Source organism: Bradyrhizobium sp. CIAT3101 (genome assembly GCF_029714945.1).
Classification (GTDB): Bacteria; Pseudomonadota; Alphaproteobacteria; order Rhizobiales; family Xanthobacteraceae; genus Bradyrhizobium.
Window position 1 is genome coordinate 6664929 of record NZ_CP121634.1, and the last position, 16901, is coordinate 6681829.

Annotated in this window: 13 protein-coding genes and 1 pseudogene; 5 read left to right on the forward strand and 9 right to left on the reverse strand. The window is 64.4% G+C overall.

All coding sequences use genetic code 11. From position 1 onward, the window contains the following. Nucleotides 1–8 precede the first annotated feature (8 nt). The 5 genes and pseudogenes from QA645_RS31345 to QA645_RS31360 form a co-directional block, all read right to left on the reverse strand. Complete coding sequence (locus QA645_RS31345) at nt 9–1157, reverse strand: GGDEF domain-containing protein (protein WP_283045153.1); 1149 nt, start codon at nt 1155–1157, stop codon at nt 9–11. Nucleotides 1158–1336: 179 nt separating this feature from the next. Then, nucleotides 1337–2620 carry a TRAP transporter large permease subunit gene (locus tag QA645_RS43370; protein ID WP_349253193.1) on the reverse strand — a complete coding sequence of 428 codons (1284 nt, stop codon included), beginning with the start codon at nt 2618–2620 and terminating at the stop codon, nt 1337–1339. 288 nt (nt 2621–2908) lie between these two features. Beyond that, nucleotides 2909–3229: pseudogene (locus tag QA645_RS43375) on the reverse strand (TRAP transporter small permease subunit); the annotation flags it as partial. Nucleotides 3230–3465: 236 nt separating this feature from the next. After that, nucleotides 3466–4467, reverse strand: a complete 1002-nt coding sequence (locus QA645_RS31355; protein ID WP_283045154.1) for a DctP family TRAP transporter solute-binding subunit — start codon at nt 4465–4467, stop codon at nt 3466–3468. 217 nt (nt 4468–4684) lie between these two features. After that, nucleotides 4685–5455, reverse strand: coding sequence for a methyltransferase domain-containing protein (locus QA645_RS31360; protein WP_254129855.1), 771 nt, complete (start codon nt 5453–5455; stop codon nt 4685–4687). A 144-nt stretch (nt 5456–5599) separates the two neighbouring features. On the opposite strand from QA645_RS31360, the gene QA645_RS31365 reads away from it, so the two are divergent. Next, on the forward strand, nt 5600–6343 hold the full coding sequence (locus tag QA645_RS31365; protein ID WP_283053436.1) for an SDR family oxidoreductase: 744 nt from the start codon (nt 5600–5602) through the stop codon (nt 6341–6343). Nucleotides 6344–6367: 24 nt separating this feature from the next. On the opposite strand, the gene QA645_RS31370 is transcribed toward QA645_RS31365, so the two are convergent. Continuing rightward, entirely contained in the window at nt 6368–7297 is a 930-nt protein-coding gene (locus QA645_RS31370; RefSeq protein ID WP_283045155.1) for an AraC family transcriptional regulator, read from the reverse strand. 503 nt (nt 7298–7800) lie between these two features. Between QA645_RS31370 and QA645_RS31375 the strand changes: the two genes are divergently transcribed. From QA645_RS31375 to QA645_RS31390, 4 genes are all read left to right on the forward strand, one after another. Continuing rightward, on the forward strand, nt 7801–8745 hold the full coding sequence (locus tag QA645_RS31375) for an AraC family transcriptional regulator (protein WP_283045156.1): 945 nt from the start codon (nt 7801–7803) through the stop codon (nt 8743–8745). Nucleotides 8746–8843: 98 nt separating this feature from the next. Beyond that, nucleotides 8844–9833, forward strand: coding sequence for an alpha/beta hydrolase (locus tag QA645_RS31380; RefSeq protein WP_283045157.1), 990 nt, complete (start codon nt 8844–8846; stop codon nt 9831–9833). A gap of 47 nt (nt 9834–9880) precedes the next feature. Next, nucleotides 9881–11086, forward strand: a complete 1206-nt coding sequence (locus QA645_RS31385) for an NAD(P)/FAD-dependent oxidoreductase (RefSeq protein ID WP_283045158.1) — start codon at nt 9881–9883, stop codon at nt 11084–11086. 36 nt (nt 11087–11122) lie between these two features. After that, nucleotides 11123–12034: an MBL fold metallo-hydrolase gene (locus QA645_RS31390; RefSeq protein ID WP_283045159.1), complete on the forward strand. Its 912-nt coding sequence runs from the start codon at nt 11123–11125 to the stop codon at nt 12032–12034. 135 nt (nt 12035–12169) lie between these two features. Here the strand turns inward: QA645_RS31390 and QA645_RS31395 are convergent, their stop codons facing one another. From QA645_RS31395 to QA645_RS31405, 3 genes are all read right to left on the reverse strand, one after another. Beyond that, nucleotides 12170–15070 (reverse strand): autotransporter domain-containing protein, encoded by a 2901-nt coding sequence (locus QA645_RS31395; protein WP_283045160.1) that lies wholly within the window; start codon nt 15068–15070, stop codon nt 12170–12172. A 316-nt stretch (nt 15071–15386) separates the two neighbouring features. Next, entirely contained in the window at nt 15387–16007 is a 621-nt protein-coding gene (locus tag QA645_RS31400) for a peptidase dimerization domain-containing protein (RefSeq protein WP_283045161.1), read from the reverse strand. A 15-nt stretch (nt 16008–16022) separates the two neighbouring features. After that, nucleotides 16023–16715 (reverse strand): M20/M25/M40 family metallo-hydrolase, encoded by a 693-nt coding sequence (locus QA645_RS31405; RefSeq protein ID WP_283045162.1) that lies wholly within the window; start codon nt 16713–16715, stop codon nt 16023–16025. Nucleotides 16716–16901: the final 186 nt, after the last annotated feature.

Below are 16901 nucleotides of genomic sequence, written 5' to 3' on the forward strand. Positions count from 1 at the left end.
TGCGCCGTCTACGCGGCGAGCCCTTCGGCGGCAGGCACAGTCGGATCCGCCATCCGCAATTCTCGCGCCAGCACATAGCCGCCGCGATCCTGCTTGGCCCGGTAGAGCGCCCTGTCGGAGCGCGACAGCAGCGCCTCCGCGGTTCGGCCATCGTCCGGCGCGACGGCCACGCCGACGCTGACGCCGAGCTCGATGGCCTGTCCATCGACGTCATAAGGCGCGCTGATCGACTGCACGATACGCTGTGCCATCGCCTCCGCATCACGCGCGGTGCGTTGAACCAGGACGAATTCGTCGCCGCCCATCCGCACCACGAGGTCGTCGGTGGCGGCGATCGCGCCAAGCCGTCCGGCGACCTGCTTCAACAGCGCGTCTCCGACGGGATGACCGAAGCGGTCATTCGCTTCCTTGAAGCGGTCGAGATCGAGCGTATGGACGGCAATCGCCCCGACCGCGAGCATGGCGGGCAGGTCCGTCGCCAGCACCGAACGATTGGCCACACCGGTCATCGGATCGACGCGCGACAGTTGCTCGAACTGACGCTTCAGCGTGATCTGGCTGATCGAGGCGTTGAAGCTCAGCCGCACCATCTCGAAGCTCGCGACCACATACATCAGGATCAGGAGCCCGAGCCCGACATGGCGCAGATCAGGCTGCATGAAGGTGACGATCGCGGCGGGCGCGGCGATCGCGATCAGATCGAGCAGCGCCGCGACCGGGCGCAGCGCCAGCCGCGCCACCACACCGGCGCCAAAGCCGAAGCCGATGCCGATCGCCATCACGCAGCAGAGCGCATCGCCCAGCACGATGCTGCGCGCGGCAAACAGGCCGAGGATCAGGGCCGTCACCACGGTGCCGGCCACATAGCGCCGCTCCCAGCGCGCGCCCTCGCTCCGACCGAGCTGCGGCGCACGGGCGAGGCGGCGACGGAATGCGAAAATCTCGAACAGTCGGACAATGGCCACCACGATGCCGGCGACCGTCAGGGCCGCCGTCACCAGGTCGCCGGTCTCGTAGGTCGTGATGGCGCCCACCATCGCCAGGCAGGCGGCCGCGAGAATGTTGGGCATCGTCGTGCCGTGCAGGCCCGTGATGACTTCCACATAGACGGCGTCGGAAATCGACGCCCGTCCGGATTCCATTCTGTTGAACAACATGCCAGCACCGATCCTCGCGGGCATGTTTCTACCGCAGACCCGTAAAGATCGGTTCCCAGCGCACCGATAGCATTAGAGCGCGCGGGTTTACCGCGCGTTAGCCATGTCGCGCGCCGGCCCCGCTTATTGTTCGAGCATGATCCTCTCGGAAAACCGCTTCACACTTTTCCGGATCAAGCTCAGTGCATCCCCAGCACCCGCGGCAGCCACAGCGTCAGATCGGGCCAATAGGTCACGATGACGAGGAAGCCGAGCATGGTGAGCAGCCACGGCATCACCGCGCCGGCGAGATCGGTGATGCGCATTCGGGCTATCATCGAGGCCACGTAGAGGTTCAAGCCGACAGGCGGATGGCAGAGGCCGACCTCCATGTTGACGTCCATGACGATGCCGAAATGAACGAGGTCGATGCCGAGCTTCTTCGCGGCCGGCGCCAGGATCGGCGCCATGATCAGGATGATCGAGTTCGGCTCCATGAAATTGCCGGCGAGCAGCAGCAGCACGTTGACGACGAGCAGGAAGCCGACCCAGCCGAGATTCTGCGCCGCGATCCAGTCGGCGAGCGTCGCCGGCAGGTTCTCGTTGGAGAGCACGAAGGAGAACAGCACCGCGTTGGTGACGATGTAGAGCAGCATCGCGCTGGTGTTGGCGGCACGCAGCAGCACCCGCGGCACGTCGGCCATCTTGATCGCCTTGTAGACGAACACGGCGATGATGAAGGAATAGACCGCGGCCATCGCGGCGGCTTCGGTGGCCGTGAACAGGCCGCTATAGATGCCGCCGATGATGATGACGACCAGCATCAATCCCCAGATGCTCTCGCGGAAGGCGTGGAGGGTCTCGGCCCAGGTCGCCTTCGGCAGCCGCGGATAATCACGCTTGCGCGCGAGCCACCAGGTGACGATGCAGAGCATCGTCGTCAGCAGGATGCCCGGCAACAGACCCGCGACGAACAGCGCGCCGATCGAGGTGTTGGTCGAGACCGCATAGACGATCTTCGGGATCGACGGCAGCATCAGGATGCCGAGCGAGCCGGCGACCGTGATGATGCCGGCGCCGAAACGCATCGGATAGCCGTGCCGGACCATCTCGGGCAGTACGATGGCGCCGATCGCGGCGACCGTCGCCACGCTCGAGCCGCACACCAGCGCGAACATCGCGCAGGCGACGATGCCGGCGAGACCAAGGCCGCCGTGCCAGTGCCCGATCAGCGAGGTCGCGAAATTGATCATGCGCCGCGCCACGCCGCCATGGGTGAGGAAATTGCCGGCGAGGATGAAGAACGGGATCGCCATGATCTCGAAACCCTCGATGCCCGTGAAGAGCTTCATCGAGACGGCTTCGATCGGCACCGCGGTCAGCGTGAACAGGAACGTCATCACGGTGAGGCCGAGCGCGATCGAGACCGGAATGCCGGTCAGCATCAGCGCGATCAGCAAGGCGAATACGGTCGCCGCGCGCATCCAGTGCGGCAGCACGATGAAGCCGGTCTTCTCGCCGAGGCAGAGCATGAAGATCAGGATCGGCGCCATGATCAGGATCACGCCGAGTGGCGAGACTTTTCGCGCAGCAGCCCTCGTTGCCGCACCGGCGGGCTGCGGATGCAGCGCCGGCGAGCCATCGGCTTCGACGCCCTCGACATGGGTCTCGTCATGATGCGGCAGGTCGCCGGTCCAGTAGTAGGACCAGGACACCTGGAGGAAGCGGAAGCACATCAGGCCGGAGCCGAGCGGGATCGCCAGATAGACGAACCACATCGGCGCTTCCAGATCGTTGGACTGCTGCCCGGTGTGGAACATCTCGCGCACGAAGGAGGCGCCGAAGGCGGCGATCATGCCGGTGAACAGCGCGCCGCACAGCAGCGAGAACAGGATGACATGCTTGCGCGAATGCTCGGGCAGGCGGTTGACGAGCAGGTCGACGCCGACATGGATGCCGGTGCGCACGCCATAGGCCGCGCCGAACTTCGCCATCCAGATGAACATGTAGATGCAGAGCTCCTGCGCCCAGGACAGATCGAGCTCGGACAGGAAGGTGAACACGGCCATCGATGCCGATGCCAGCCAGGTCATGCCGTGCGCGGCGGCCCATCGCGAGAACACGATCGATTCGCCCGCACCGTAACGGTGCACGACGGCGATGAAGATCAGTCCGGTTGCAGCCGCAATGAGCGTCGCGATCAACCATTCTTCGAGATGGTTGAGCCCCTGGTTCAGCACGCGAAGCAAATCAAAGCCCCCCTATCGATGCGAAACGGTCGGGAGTGCGCACACTCCCGACCGTTGGTATTATTCTCCCGGAAACCGCGTCAGTTCATCTTGACGTCGAGTTCCTTGGCGACGAGGTCGAGCACTTCCTGCCCGACCCGGCCCTTGGCCCAGGTGTAAGTCGGCCGCATCGCTTCCTGCCATGCCTTGCGATCGGCGTCAGTCAGATAATGCAGCGTGGTCTTGCCCGCCTTCTTGATCTCGGCCAGCGCGTCCTCGTTTTCCTGATGCGCGATCTGGTTGGTGTATTCGGTCGCTTCCGCCATCGCCTTGTCGAGCTGAGCGCGAATGTCAGGCGGCAGGCCGGACCAGAATTTCGAGTTCACGATGACGGCGTATTGCAGATGCGCGTGATAGGACACGGTGATGTCCTTCTGCACCTCGTAGAATTTCTGCGTCAGATAGTTGGACGCCGTGTTCTCGCAGCCGTCGACCACGCCGGTCTGCAGCGCCTGGTAGACTTCCGAGAACGCCATGATCTGCGGGATCGAACCCATCAGGCGGAAATACTGGTCAGCGATCTTGGAGCCGGAGATGCGGAACTTGAGGCCCTTGAAATCCTCCGGCTTCGTCAGCGGACGATTCGACGACACCATGTGGAAGCCATTGTCCCAATAAGCGAGACCGGTGATGCCCTTGGCTTCCAGCTTCTGGAACAGCCATTTGCCGACGGTGCCCTTCATCGCGTTGGAATAGGTCGCGTCGTCCTTGAACAGCCAGGGCAGGTCGAGCGCCTCGAATTCCTTGATACCGAGCGGCGCGAATTTCGCGGTCGAGGGCGCGAGCATCTGCACCGAGCCGAGCTGCAGCGCCTCGATCTCCTCCTTGTCCTTGTAGAGCGAGGAGTTCGGATAGACTTCGATCTTGACCTTGCCGTCGGTGTACTTCTCGGCAAGCTCCTTGAACTTCAGCGCGCCCTTGCCCTTCGGGGTGTCGTTGGCGACGACGTGACTGAACTTGATGACGATCGGGCTCTGGGCTTGAGCAATAGCCGGGGCCAAAGCAAACGCGGCCGCAGCGACCGCGAAGAGCAGTTTGCGCATGAGAAGGACCTCCCCAACAACCTCGGAAACCGGGTTCTTTTTTGTTTTACGGTTTCAGTAGTGGCAGCAATCCCAACCCCGAACAACTAGACCTAAGCCCAATTTGCCGCAGCGAAGCTATGCCGCAGGGAGGCTATCTTGGCGGCCGTCGCATGCGCAACCCGGCGCCCGCTCCGGCCCCGCGAAGCGAGCGCTTATGTCGCATCGCCGAAGAGCATTAACCCTTGCGCTGGGCGACCATGAACAGCCGCCGGAACGGAAACAGCGTCTGGCCCGCCGCATTCTTGGGATAGGCCTTGGCGACTCGCTCGCCATAGGCCGCTTCGAACGCGGCTTTCTCGTCGCCCGCGAGCACGTCGAGATAGCGCGTCAGCCAGGTGCCCTTGGTCCATTCCTTCACGGGATTCTCGCCCTCGAGGACCTGGAGATATTCGGTCTCCCAGATGTCGATATTCTGTGACAGCGGCGCGAGGACGTCGTGATAGAAGGCCGGCCCCTCGACCGGCGGCGGCGTGACGAGGTGCTCGACCTTGGACCGCCACGGCCCGTTCAGGGCGGTCTCGCCGATCAGCACATGCGACGGCGCCAGGAAGTTGCGCGGCATCTGCACCGCAAGCATGCCGCCGGGCGCGACCTTCTCCATCACCGAGGGGAAGAGCGCCGCATGATTGGGCAACCAGTGCAGTGCGGCATTGGAATAGACGACGTCATATTGCTTGGCCGGGCGCCAATGGCCGAGGTCCTCATGCGACCATTCCACGTCCGGCGCGGCTTTGCGCCCGGCGGCAACCATCTCGGCCGAGCCTTCGACGCCGGTCACCGCGGCGGTGGGCCAGCGTTCCTTGATCAGCTTCGTGACATTGCCGGCGCCGGCACCGAGGTCCGCGACCGTGCGCGGGGCGACATCGGGAATCCGCATCAACAGGTCCACTGCGGGCCGGAGCCGGTGGCCGGAGAATTTCAGATATTGCTGCGGATCCCAGACCATCACTCACGCCTTTTCTTTTTCGTGTTTCCTTCGGTGTCGGCCTTGGTTACCACTGCTCGTCCCGGTCGGGCAAATCGCCGCACCCGGGACAGGGCGGAAAACGAACACCAAAAACCAAAGAAGCAATCAAGAGAGCGTGTGACCATGGACCTCGGGCTGAAATCGAAAACCGCTGTCGTTACCGGAGCAAGCATCGGCATCGGCCGCGCCATTGCCAAGGGCCTGGCCGCCGAAGGCGTGCGCGTGGTCGGCGTGGCGCGCCGCACCGACCTGCTGGCCGAGTTGGTGAAGGAGGTCGGCGGCGGGTTGGTCACGCCGCTCGAGCAGGACGTGATGGCTAAGGACGCAGCCGAACAGATTGCCGCGTTCGCGCTGAAAGAGCTCGGCCATGTCGACATCCTCATCAACAATGCCGGCGGCAGCCGCCCCCTGCCCGTCGATGCGCCCGACAGCAAATGGGACGAGGCGATCGCGCTGAACTTCACCAGCTACCGCCGCATCGCGCACGCGCTGTTGCCGCAGATGATCGAACGCAAATGGGGCCGCATCGTCAACATCACCGGCAAGTCCGAGCCGGAAGGCCTCAACGCCGCCTTCGCGGCAAAGGCCGCCGTGCACGCCTGGGCCAAGGGCCTGTCGCGCGAGATCGGCGAGCACGGCATCACCATCAACTGCATCCCGCCCGGCCGCATCATGAGCGAGCAGATCCGCCGCAACTATCCGCCGGATTATCGCGAGCGTTTTGCCGAGGAGGAGATTCCGGTCGGCTATTGGGGCGAGCCGGAAGATCTCGCCGCGCTCGCGGTGTTCCTGGCCTCACCCGTGGCGCGCTACATCACGGGAACGGTGATCCCGGTCGATGGCGGCTTGCGGCGATATCAGTTCTAGCGCGCGGGCCCGACCAAAGTACGCTCACCCCTCGCGGCTTGCTGTTCCCAGCGCATCGCGCCGCCATGCGCCCGGGCTGACGCCGGCGATCGCGGAGAACACCCGCGTGAAATGGCTCTGGTTGGCGAAGCCGGCCGAAATCGCAACGTCGGACAGCGACAGGCCGCGCACGCTCATCAAGCTCTTGGCGGTGCGCACGCGGTGATGCAGCAGCCAGCGATACGGCGGCAGGCCGGTCGACGCGCGAAACGCGCGCGAGAAATGGCTGACCGAGAGGCCGAGTTCGGCGGCGATGGCCTGTAACGGCAGCTTGCCGCCGAGATCCGCTTCGAGCTTGTCGCAGGCGCGCGCCAGCTGCCATGGCGCAAGCGCACCGCGGATGGTTTCGGCCTTGTGTCGAAAGCCTCCATAGGCCTGCGCGACGTGGGCGGTCAGCCCCATCATCATGTGATCGATGAAGATCTGGTTGGCCTCATCCGGCCGGCGCAGTGCCTGGCGCAAGGACGCGCCGATATGGCGGACGATGGCATCATCGTGCCCGACGAGGCTGCAGTCGAGCGTATCGATGCGCCGTGCGCCCGATTGATCGGCAAGGCCGTCGAGCGCCGAACGCGGCACGTAGAAATGCAGCGAGTGAAGCGGCTTGTCGATCACGTAGCGCGGATCGGCCTTGAGATCGTAGATATAGGTCGTGCCGGCGTGAACATCCGTCTTCTTGAGGTGACGGCCCTGCTCCCAGATCTCGCACTCCGGGTAGTCGCGCAGCTTCAGGCCGACGAGATAGGCATCTTCCGCGGCAAACGAGCCGGAAAGACCGGGCACGGGGTTGTCGTTGCGGGTTTCGGTGACCGCGATCTCGGTGCTGCGCAGCGATCGGGTCACCAGCGTGGGCGGCGCTTGCTCGAGGCGGAGGAATTCGCCGAGCCGTTCACCGTAAGCGCCTGTCCTGGTCATCGTCTGTCTCTTCTGTGATGGTCCGAGAGCAGGCCACAGCAACCCGCCAGTTCGAGACCGGTATATCGGCCATCCACCCCCTGCTGTCCACGACCGACGACGTCGCACCCGGCGGGGCGTGGACCTTCGCCTCCGGTCGACCCACATCGAAATTCAGCAATTATTTCAATACGATCCGATGAATCCCCTGACGACGCGCGGGTGTCGTCGAACCGAAACAGGACATCACGACTTTTCACAAACGCACGCGGGCTGCACGCATGCGGCGTCCGCGGAGCAGGATCAGGCAACGCAGGGCAGTTTCAGGAAAGACGCGGATTCTCGCGCCGCCTAAAACCCGCAAATCAACGGTGACGGAACTGCGACGGATCGCCTTCGAACCTTCGGTTCAACCGTTGCGCAGGGATCACCAGACCGGCCCGTTCCGCCCCGCCATGCGGCGGCCGACGCCATGATCACGACGTCGCGCCCCCAGCGACGCACCCCCACACGAGCGAAAGTCCATGAGCAAGGTTGTCTTGCGCGAGTCTCCGAATGAAATCCCCGCCGCCTCTCCGGCGCAGCGCGACACAGCGCCGGCCGGCGACCGGCCCGCTGCCGATGTGGAGATGGCGCGCGTGCTCGGAACGGTGCCGTTTCGCATGGCACTGGATTCCTCCGGCGCCGGGATCGCGCACTGGAAGCACGAGCCGCTACACGACGTCGTCGAACCCATGAACCATCATGTCATCATGGCCTACAACGGCGCGGTCCAGCGCATGGAGCGGCGGTCCGGACGATCCGTCGCGATCGGGACCTTTCGCCCCGGCGCCGTGATCATCATTCCGGAAGGATCGAGCTCACGGTGGGACATTCCAAAGCCCGTCGACGTCGTTCAGCTCTATCTTCCGCAGGCCACGCTGCAGCGTGTCGCGGACGAAGCCGCCGCGCCGGCCGATCTGCTGGAACGTACCGCGCATCCCGATCCCGTGACGTCCCGATTGCTGCTGAGCGCGGCGGATGTCCTGGAAGGTAATGAGGCGCTGGACACGCTATTCAGGCAGCAGCTGATGGATTTGCTGGCGACACGCCTTCTCGCCGCGCATAGCGGCACGCCGAACATGATCGCACCGGCAAGGGGTGGCCTGGCGCCGAAGACGCTGCTGCGCGCGATCGAGCGGCTGCGCTCGGACAGCGATGCCGATGTCTCGCTCGCGGCACTTGCCGCCGAAGCCGGTCTGTCGCGCTTTCACTTCTGCCGCGCATTCAAGGACAGCACCGGGCTTTCCCCTCATGCCTGGCTGCGGCAGCACCGGCTCGAGCAGGCCATGAACATGCTGCGCGACACCGACGAATCCGTCGTCTCGGTCGCGGCCACGCTCGGCTATTCCTCGCAGACCGCCTTTGCGGCCGCGTTTCGAAAGTTGACCGGGGAATCGCCGCGCGATTGGCGGCGGCGCGCGCGTTAGCAGCAATAGCGCTGCAATCGCGTCAATCGCGCTGGGGCATCGGCACATGCGGTTCGCTAGGAATCATGGCGCCCCCACTCCTGGAATGGAAATTTCAAATGGCCTTGATCAGTTCTGTCAGCCGGATCGCAACCACCTCACGACGAAAGATTCTCGCAACGACACTCATGTACGCGGCTTCGGTGACTGTCCGCTCCACCTCGGCCGCAGGCAGCGATGTCAAAACCGCGGCGCTCTCGACCGCGAAAAACGACGTTGCGACCTCCGTCACCACCAGCGACGGCGTCAAGATCTTCTATAAGGACTGGGGACCGAAATCCGCGCAGCCGATCGTCTTCCATCACGGCTGGCCGCTCAGCGCCGACGACTGGGACGCCCAGATGCTGTTCTTCCTGGCCAAGGGCTTTCGCGTCATCGCGCATGATCGCCGCGGCCATGGCCGCTCGAGCCAGGTCAGCGACGGCCACGACATGGATCATTATGCGGCCGACGTCGCGGCCCTCGTCGAGCATCTCGATCTCCACAACGCCATCCACATCGGCCACTCCACCGGTGGCGGCGAGGCCGCGCGCTACGTCGCGCGTCACGGCCGGGATCGCGTCGCCAGGCTGGTGTTGATCGGCGCCGTGCCGCCGCTGATGCTCAAGACCGAGTCCAACCCCGGCGGATTGCCGCGCGAGGTGTTCGATGGCTTGCGCCGGCAGCTCGCCGCCGGCAGGTCGCAATTCTATCTCGAATTCGCGAGCGGACCTTTCTACGGCTACAACCGTCCGGGCGCGGAGCCGTCGCAGGCCGCGATCTGGAATTGGTGGCGCCAGGGCATGATGGGCAGCGCCAAGGCCCATTACGAAGGCATCAAGGCCTTCTCCGAGACCGACTTCACCGAAGACCTGAAGGCCATCACCGTGCCGACGCTGGTCCTGCACGGCGGCGACGACCAGATCGTCCCCGTCACGGACTCGGCATTGTTGTCGGCCGGGCTTCTGAAGCACAGCACCTTGAAGATCTACGACCTGCTGCCGCACGGCCTCTGCACGACGCATCCCGACATCATCAACGCCGACTTGCTCAAATTCGTGACGGCGTAGCCCGCGCCTTCATCGCAAACATCTCAACCAAGGAGTCACCCCCCCACATGCGTATCGTCATCATCGGTGCCGGCTTCGCCGGCATGTATGCCGCCCTGTCCGCCGCCCGCCTGCGCGACATCCAGGGCGTCTCGCCCGACAAGCTCGAGATCGCGCTCGTTTCGCCCGAGCCGACGCTGGTCGTTCGCCCCCGGCTCTACGAACCGAAGCCCGAAACCCTGACGGCACCATTGCAGGATGTGCTGAAGGCGATCGACGTCGTCTATATCAAGGGCAGCGCCGAGGCGATCGATACCAAGTCCAAGGTCGTCGAGATCGCCGCCGCGGAAGGCGCCAGGAAGAAGCTGGCCTATGACCGGCTGGTCGTCGCCACCGGCAGCCGCCTGTTCCGCCCGAATGTTCCCGGCCTTGCCGAGCACGGCTTCAGCGTCGACCAGCTCGATGACGCCATCGCGCTCGATCGTCACCTGCACAGCCTGTCGAACCGCCCGGCCTCGAAGGCGCGCAACACCGTTGTCGTCGCCGGCGGCGGTTTCACCGGCATCGAGGCAGCAACCGAGGTGCCGTCACGCCTGCGCAAAATTCTCGGCAAGGACGCGGAGTTGCGCGTGGTCATTGTCGACCGCAACCAGGCAATCGCTCCCGACATGGGCGCAGGCCCCCGCCCGATCATCGAGGAGGCCCTGCGCAAACTCGGCGTCGAGACCAGGCTCGGTGTCGGCGTCGCCTCGCTCGACAAATCCGGCGTCACGCTCTCCAGCGGCGAGCACATCGCATGCGAAACCGTGATCTGGGCCGCCGGCATCCGCGCGGCCCCGCTGACGGCGCAGATCCCCGCCGAGCGCGACCAGTTCGGCCGGCTGCTGGTCGACCGCGATCTTCGCGTGCCATCGGTCGGTGGCGTCTTCGCCACCGGCGATGCCGCGCGGGCCGCGTGTGACGACAACGGCAATTACGCGCTGATGTCGTGTCAGCATGCGACCCGGATGGGTGCCTTCGCCGGCAACAACGCCGCCGCCGAACTGCTCGGCGTTTCGACACGACCCTATCACCAGAAAGCCTACGTCACCTGTCTCGACCTCGGCGAAGCCGGCGCGCTTTTTACCCGCGGCTGGGAGCGCACGGTCGAGATGGTCGGCGACGTCGCCAAGAAGACCAAGCAGGAAATCAACACGGTCTGGATCTACCCGCCCAAGGCCGAACGTGCCGCAGCGCTCGCCTCGGCCGATCCCGAGCGCGTCACCGCTCTCTGAGCAACCACCACCCTCGACCTTCAACAGGAGACGAAGATGAATCTGCACAACACGTCCATTGCCTCGAAATCCGAAGAGCTCGTCCCATCACGCTACGCGGTGCGCATCGGCGACATCGACGTTCTGGTGGTCAGCGACGGCGTGCTGCCGCTTCCGACCACGATGCTGGCGCACAACGCCGACCCCGCCGTCCGGGCCAACTGGCTCCACGACATGTTCCTGCCGCCGGATGCTTTCGACTGGGCGCTGAACGCGGTGATGGTGCGAAGCGGCGACAAGACCATCCTCATCGACGCCGGACTGGGATCCGACCCGGACCTGCACCTGCCGCGGGCGGGTCAGTTGATCAAGCGATTGGAGTCCGCCGGGATTGATCTCGCGTCCGTGACCGACCTGGTGCTGACCCACATGCACATGGACCATGTCGGCGGCCTGCTCGTCGACGGCGTCAAGGAACGGCTGCGCAAGGACCTGCGCATCCACGTGGCGGCCGCCGAGCTCAAGTTCTGGGAGGCGCCCGATTTCACGCACACCAACATGCCGCAAGGATTCCCGGATGCGCTCCGCGCCGCCGCCAAGCGGTTCGTGAAGGAGTACGGCAGCCAGATTCGTCCCTTCGACGAGCAGCACGAGGTCGCGCCGGGTGTCGTCGTCCGCCGTACCGGCGGCCACACGCCCGGACATAGCGTGGTTCGCGTGGCATCCGGCAACGAAGCGCTGACATTTGCCGGCGACGCCGTGTTCGCCGTCGGGTTCGACCAGCCCGAGTGGCACAATGGCTTTGAGCACGATCCCGAAGAAGCGGCGCGCGTACGTGTCCGTCTCCTGCGCGAGATCGCAAAGAGCGGCGAGCTGCTGGTCGCCACGCACATGCCTTTCCCGTCCGTCGGCCACGTCGCGGTCGCCGGCGACGCCTTCCGCTGGGTGCCGGTGTTCTGGGATTACTGAGCGCACTGGAGCGAGATCGAACTCGGGCGCGAGCTTACGGAAGACGTGAGCTCGCGCTCCCAATTTGAGAAGTAGACATCTGCCTGCCGGCAATCCCTCATCAATCCGCTGAAACACCCCTAAGACACGGTCGATCTACCAAGCATAGCGAACCACGCCCTTGCCGCCATAGCTGCTGGTGACGTTGGAAAACTCGCCCTCGAAAGTCGCGGCCAGTGACCAGCCGTTCAGCCACCGCTTTTCGGCCGACGCGGAAACCAACGCGGAATCCGATGCCTGCGCAGCGCCGTTGACCACGAAGCTGGCGCCCGGGACCGCCAGGAAGGTCGCGCCAATCGCGCGATCCGGATTGAAATCATGCGCCCAGGCGACGCGGCTTCGCAGTGTCACTACGCCGTCCGGCATGGCCAGCGACTTGTCGATCCGCACGCCAAGCTCGCTTCGCGGATCCGTGACGCTCCTTGCGCCGTAGGCAAGTGCGAACGCGCCAGCGCCGGCAGTGACCGTTTCGGCGTAGGCCGGAAGATCAAAGGTCGTGAATTGCGCGGCGGCATAGGGCGTCACGCCGACGCCGTTCATCCAGGGCGAGACCCATCGATAGCCGCCTTCGAGCCGACCGGAATAGGCGTTTGCCTTGAACTCCGCATGCAGGCGATCGAGCCCGGCTGCCGTCACCGTGCGGTCGGTCGTCACGTCCTGCCAGCCATAGGCGAGCGCGGCGGAAGCATAAGCCACGCCGCTGGTGTGGCGAACGTAAGCGCCGGCCTGGAACAGATCGGAACGGCCATAGCCGGACCCCGTCACGCTGAAATTGGTGCCGCCGCCGGCGAGCGCGAAGCCCGCGATCGTGTCCGGTGAGACCAGATAGTCGGCACCGACCGCACTCGCGAAAATACGGCTCGCCGCATCATTCGATCCGGTCACAACATTGCCGCTGGTGGTCTGCGAACCGCCGAAGCCAGCGCCCCAAACGCTCCACCGTTGCTCAAACGGGCGAGGCGGCGCCTTGGCGAACATCGCGAATGCGTCGGATCGCCTGGTCGCGGCATAGCTTGCGGCACCCTCGCCGCTTTCGACGAAGCCAGAGGCCGATGCGCTCGCCGCCGAAGAAGCGCGGCGCTCCATGAAAGGATCGGTCAACAGACCGAGGAACATGTCCATGGCGTCGAACGTCGTCTGCTGCGATCGTGTCGCGAGCTCGCCGGAGGCCTGCGTCAATCCGGCCGGCGATAGCTGCGCAAGGCTGACCGGGAGGCTGCCGGTGCTCGCGAAAGCACCGGTCAGGCTGTTGGCGACATTCTGCTGATTGATGTTCAGATTGCCAGCCGCTGAGTAGTTCAGCGCGATATCGAGGTAGACATTGCCAGCGTCGTAGCTAAACGACGTTTGAAGGTTGGACATGTTGGTGACGACCGTCGGCGCAAACGTGCCGGATCGGCTGCCTGCGCTCAGGATCCGGTATTGCCTTGAAACGGAGCCGGAGAGAAACACGGCATCCACCGTCGCACCGCCAAGTGTCGCGGTCCCCGTGACGCTGGTCGAAGATGCGGCCGGGCCGTTGATCTGGACGAGATACATCGCACCGGAGGCGAAAGCGAGATTGCCGTTCATCGTCAGGGTGCCGGTCGGATTAGCCGTGTTGCCGGGCGCGAGCGTTCCGCCGCTCGCAATCGTTGTCGTTGCCCCCGAACCGACGTTACCGACGCCCGATAGCGTTCCCCCCGCGTTCACCGTCACCAACGTCGAGCCGATGGAACCATCGACTTCCAGCGTGCCGCCGTTGACGATGGTCGCTCCGGTGTAGGTGTTGGCCCCGCCGAGAACCACCGTGCCATTTGTCGTTTTCGTCAGATCGCCAGCACCGGAAAGCACGCCGTTGATCACACCGGCGCGGACGTCGAAGGCGGTCGCATTGATCGTCGCCGACGAGGCCAGCGTGCCACCACTCATCTGGTACGTCGCCGTGATCAATCCGCCGTTCTGGATCGTACCGCCGGCCTGCGTGACGCCGCCGTTCTGGGTTTGCGTGGTGGTTCCGAGATCGAGCGTGCCGCCATCCACAGCAACGCTGTTGGCCGCGGTGCCAAGCATTCCGCCGGCAGAGATGACCAGCGATCCCGCATCGACCGTCGTTCCGCCGGTATAAAGATTGGAGCCGGCCAGCGTGACGGTACCGCCCGTCGTCTTGACGAGGACCGCAGTGCCGGTGAGCACGCCGCTCACCGTTCCCGCCTGCATGTCCAGCACGGTCGAGGCATTGACCGTCGCCGATGAGGCCAGCGTGCCCCCTGTCATCTGATAAATCGTGGTCGTCAGCAGGCCGTTCTGAATCGCACCACCGGCTTGGGTGACACCACCGTTTTGGGTTTGCGTGCTGCCGCCGAGATCGAGCGTTCCGCCATTGACGGTCAGGCTATTTGCCGTGGCGCCGAGATTCCCCGCCCCGGAGAGCACGAGCGTTCCACCATTGATGATCGTGCCGCCGGTATACGTATTTGCGCTCTGGATCCTGACCGTGCCGGAGCCCGCGATCGTCAACGATCCCGTGCCCGTGATGACCGAAGCCGCATCGAACCCAAGAGTGGCCGCCGACGATTCCGTCGTGATGACCGTGTTCGCGTTCAAGGACAGGGTGGCGCCCTGAAAGTCCGCAACAGGGTTGCTGGTCTGAACATTGATCGCGGCCGTGCCCGCGCTCGTCTGCAGATTGAGCGTGCCGCCGCCAAAGACATAGCCGCTGCCAGCAATTGTGGCATTCAAATTGAGCGTGCCGACCGTGAACGGTCCCCCGGTGAGGCTCACATTGTAGGAAGACGCCGCCTGCGTCGCAATGAAAGTCGCCGTCACGTCGATCGCGTTCGGCACCGTGGCCGGCGACCAGTTTGCCGCCGTCCCCCAATTGCCTGCATTGACCTGCCAGGTTTGCGCCGTGGCCTCGCCGGTGACCATCATAGTGGCCGCACCGACCAGCGCCGTCGCGCCGAAAAGCCGCCGCCGGAAACTGGTGCCGGCATTACCACTGGTCGCAAAGCTCATTGCGGCAACATCAACATGCTATCGGAGATCGGCGGTCGTGCCGAATCCTCCCGGCCACAGCGGCACGAGAGTTCAAGGGAAAAGGATATCGAGCGGACCGCAACACGGCCTCAACCATTCGGTTGAGGCTCGCCAATATCAGCGCGATATGCGGAATACCGGATTGTTTTTCGCCGGTGGCGTTGCAGAAATACATCAATTAGGAAGCGCTGAGCGGCAGAAGCAGCCAACAGCAAAGCGATGCCTGGCTCCAAGCATTTGCTGCGCGTCTAGTGAGGCGAAACAGCAGCCGGCTGGAGAAGCAACGGGCGTGTCGTTACGGCGCCCCCGCCCTCTGGTCGAACGCGCTGAGCACGGCGAGCGTCATCGCGGTGACGCCGGTCTGGATGGTCGGCTTCGGCACCGGCGCGAACAGCGGGGAATGATTGCCGGCAAGCGGCGTCCCGCTCTTGTTGGCCGCCGCCCACGCATCCTCCTCGTACACGCCGATATTGAACATCATCAACGGCACGCCGGAGTCACCGAACTCGGAGAAATCCTCGCTCGTGGTGTTCGCCGGCGACAGGCTCAGTTTCTCGCCAAACGCCGGCTTCAGTACCTTCTCGGCGGTCGCGACCAGCGCGGGATCATTGATGACCGCCTTGATGCCCTCGGTGATGACGATGTCAGGTGCCGGCGCGTTCGCCATGGCGGCAACAGCCCTGGCGGTCCGTTCGATTCCATCGCGCATCCTGGCGCGCACCTCCGGCTTGAAGGTCCTGATGGTGCCGCGCAGGACGGCCTCGTCGGGAATGATATTGCTCGAGGTGCCGGCATGAAACGAGCCGATCGAGATGACGCCGGTTTCGGTGGGGTCCTTTTCGCGGCTGATGACGCTCTGCACATCGACCACAAAGCGCGACGCCATCATCACGGGATCGATGGTTACCTGTGGCACCGCGCCGTGACCGCCTCAGCCTTTGAACCTGATGAAGAGGTCGTCGGCATTGGAAGAGCCAGCCCCGACCCGGTATCTGACGGTCCCGTAGGGAAACGGCTGGTCATGCAGCGCAAAGGCGGCATCCGGCTTGGGAAAGCGAACGAACAGGCCGTCGCTCAGCATCGCCATCGCACCGGCGCCCACTTCCTCGCCGGGCTGGGCGACGAACATCAGCGTTCCCTTCCATCGGTCCTTCAGTCCGATCAGCGTCTTCGCCGTCCCGATCCAGCTCGCCATGTGGATGTCGTGGCCGCAGCTATGGGCGACGAAGGTTTCGCGTCCCTGCCAATTGGTCTTGTCGTGGCTTGCATAAGGCAGGCCGGTTTTCTCCTCCATCGGGAGCGCATCAAGCTCGGTGCGGACCATGATGGTCGGACCAGCGCCGTTCCTGTAGAGCGCGACCAGCCCGGTCCGGCCGACCTTCTCGGTCACCTCGAAGCCGGCCGCGCGCATCTCGCTCGCGAGCTTTGCGGCGGTCTTCTCCTCCTGGAAAGCGAGCTCGGGATGGGCGTGGATGTCCTTGTAGAGCGCATCGAGCTTTGGATAATCCCGTTCGAACGAAGCCTCGATCGATTGCTTCAGGCTCGCGACGTCAAGCTCGGCATGCGCCCCCGGCGCAAGCAGGACCAGAGCAAAAGCGGCGAACAAGGGCTTTGCAAACTGCATGGTCCGACCCTCCTTGCGTTTTTCTCTCGCTTAGCCGGATCACCACCAGGATGACATCGTGCCGGTGTTTTGCCCGACGTGTCAACTTTTCGGACGCGCCAGAGGTCGCGACGAGGTCAGCTGAAAAACGCCTTGTCGAACAAGGGGCCTTCTACTGTGCATGGGGTTGTTTTCGGGCCGTTTGGT

Excerpts from the sequence above, each read along its gene's own strand:
- QA645_RS31345 (WP_283045153.1), bottom strand. The coding sequence starts at position 1,157 with ATGTTGTTCAACAGAATGGAATCCGGACGGGCGTCGATTTCCGACGCC.
- QA645_RS43370 (WP_349253193.1), bottom strand. The coding sequence starts at position 2,620 with ATGCGCGCGGCGACCGTATTCGCCTTGCTGATCGCGCTGATGCTGACC.
- QA645_RS31355 (WP_283045154.1), bottom strand. The coding sequence starts at position 4,467 with ATGCGCAAACTGCTCTTCGCGGTCGCTGCGGCCGCGTTTGCTTTGGCC.
- QA645_RS31360 (WP_254129855.1), bottom strand. The coding sequence starts at position 5,455 with ATGGTCTGGGATCCGCAGCAATATCTGAAATTCTCCGGCCACCGGCTC.
- QA645_RS31365 (WP_283053436.1), top strand. The coding sequence starts at position 5,600 with ATGGACCTCGGGCTGAAATCGAAAACCGCTGTCGTTACCGGAGCAAGC.
- QA645_RS31370 (WP_283045155.1), bottom strand. The coding sequence starts at position 7,297 with ATGACCAGGACAGGCGCTTACGGTGAACGGCTCGGCGAATTCCTCCGC.
- QA645_RS31375 (WP_283045156.1), top strand. The coding sequence starts at position 7,801 with ATGAGCAAGGTTGTCTTGCGCGAGTCTCCGAATGAAATCCCCGCCGCC.
- QA645_RS31380 (WP_283045157.1), top strand. The coding sequence starts at position 8,844 with ATGGCCTTGATCAGTTCTGTCAGCCGGATCGCAACCACCTCACGACGA.
- QA645_RS31385 (WP_283045158.1), top strand. The coding sequence starts at position 9,881 with ATGCGTATCGTCATCATCGGTGCCGGCTTCGCCGGCATGTATGCCGCC.
- QA645_RS31390 (WP_283045159.1), top strand. The coding sequence starts at position 11,123 with ATGAATCTGCACAACACGTCCATTGCCTCGAAATCCGAAGAGCTCGTC.
- QA645_RS31395 (WP_283045160.1), bottom strand. The coding sequence starts at position 15,070 with ATGAGCTTTGCGACCAGTGGTAATGCCGGCACCAGTTTCCGGCGGCGG.
- QA645_RS31405 (WP_283045162.1), bottom strand. The coding sequence starts at position 16,715 with ATGCAGTTTGCAAAGCCCTTGTTCGCCGCTTTTGCTCTGGTCCTGCTT.